Below are 1,745 nucleotides of genomic sequence, written 5' to 3'. Positions count from 1 at the left end.
TTGCGGCGGGCGTCGGACAGTCGCTCCACCAGGAGCATGCCGACGCCCTCGGCCCAGCCCGTGCCGTCCGCCCCGGCGCCGAACGCCTTGCACCGTCCGTCCGGGGCCAGCCCGCGCTGGCGGCTGAACTCCACGAAGGCGCGCGGGGTGGACATGACCATCACGCCACCGGCCAGTGCCATGGAGCACTCGCCGTTGCGCAGCGCCTGGATCGCCCAGTGCAGCGCCACCAGCGACGACGAGCACGCCGTGTCGACGGTGACGGCCGGTCCTTCCAGGCCGAGGGTGTAGGCGATGCGGCCGGACATCACGCTCGCGGAGTTGCCCGTGCCGAAGAAGCCCTCGGAGTCGTCGATCGCGTGGAAGGCCTGGGCGGCGTAGTCCTGGTAGCCGGAGCCGACGAAGACCCCGGTACGGCTGCCGCGCACCGACTCCGCGTCGATGCCCGCCCGCTCGAACGTCTCCCACGTGGTCTCCAGCAACAGGCGCTGCTGCGGATCCATCGCCACGGCCTCACGCGGACTGATCCCGAAGAACCCCGCGTCGAACTCACCCGCCCCGTAAAGGAATCCCCCGTGCCGCGTGTACGTCTTCCCGGTCGCCTCCGGATCCGGATCGTAGATGCCGTCCACGTCCCAGCCACGGTCCGCCGGGAACTCGCCGACCGCGTCGCCACCCGAGACCACCAGCTGCCAGAGATCCTCGGGTGAGCGCACCCCGCCCGGGTAGCGGCACGCCATGCCGACGATCGCGATGGGGTCGTCGTCCGCGGCGGGCGCGGCGGCCGCTTCCGGTGCGGGCGCGGTGGTGAGGCCGGTGAGCTCGGTGCGCAGGTGCCGGGCGAGCGCCTGCGCGTTGGGGTGGTCGAAGGCCAGCGTGGGGGGCAGCGCGAGGCCGGTCTCGGCGTTGAGCTTGTTGCGCAGTTCGACGGCGGTCAGGGAGTCGAAGCCCAGGTCCTTGAAGGCGCGGTCGGCCTCGACCTCGCCGGCGCCCCCGTGGCCGAGGACGGCCGCCGCGTGCGTGCGGACGAGGTCGACCAGCAGCGCGTGCTGCTCGGCCTCGGGCATCCCGCCGAGTCGGTCGGCCAGGGGCGAGGCGGCGGCCGTGCCGGGCTCACCGGCGGGGCCGCCCGCGGTGAGGACCCGCTCGGCCTCCGGGAGGTCGCCGAGCAGAGCGCTCGGGCGGCTCATGGTGAACGGGGGCAGGAACCGCTCCCAGTCGACGTCGGCCACCGTGGCGGTCGCCTCGCCGGAGTCCAGCGCCTGCCGGAGGCCGGCCAGGGCGAGCGTGGCGGGCATCGGGATCAGGCCGCGGCGGCGCAGTCGTTCGTCCGCGCCGTCGCCCTCGGCCATGCCGCCGCCTGCCCACGGGCCCCAGGCCACGGCGGTCGCGGGCAGGCCTTGGGCCCGGCGGCGTTCGGCGAGCCCGTCGAGCAGGGCATTGGCCGCCGCGTAGGCGGCCTGGTGGCCGCCGCCCCACACGCCGGCGATGGACGAGAAGAGGACGAAGGCGTCGAGTTCCCGGCCGGCGAGGAGAGTGTCGAGGTGCAGGGCGCCGGTTGCCTTGGCGGCCAGCACGTCGGCGAAGGCGCCCGGCGTCATGGTCTCCAGCGGGTCCAGGTGGTCCACGCCCGCCGTGTGGACGACGGCGTTCACCGGGTGCTCGGCGAGCAGCGCGGCCAGCGCCTCACGGTCGGCGACGTCGCACCCGGCGACGGTGACACGGACACCCGTCGCCTCCAGCTC

The 1,745-nt window shown here is 74.7% G+C and carries 1 protein-coding gene; it reads right to left on the bottom strand.

The genetic code is table 11. From position 1 onward, the window contains the following. The coding region (locus ACWEN3_RS46215) for a beta-ketoacyl synthase N-terminal-like domain-containing protein (RefSeq protein ID WP_452984402.1) at nucleotides 1–1,745 on the bottom strand (1,745 nt) is incomplete at both ends.

The organism is Streptomyces sp. NPDC004561 (genome assembly GCF_053602155.1).
Note: the sequence above shows the minus strand (reverse complement) of the source record. Positions and strands in the feature narration are given on the sequence as shown.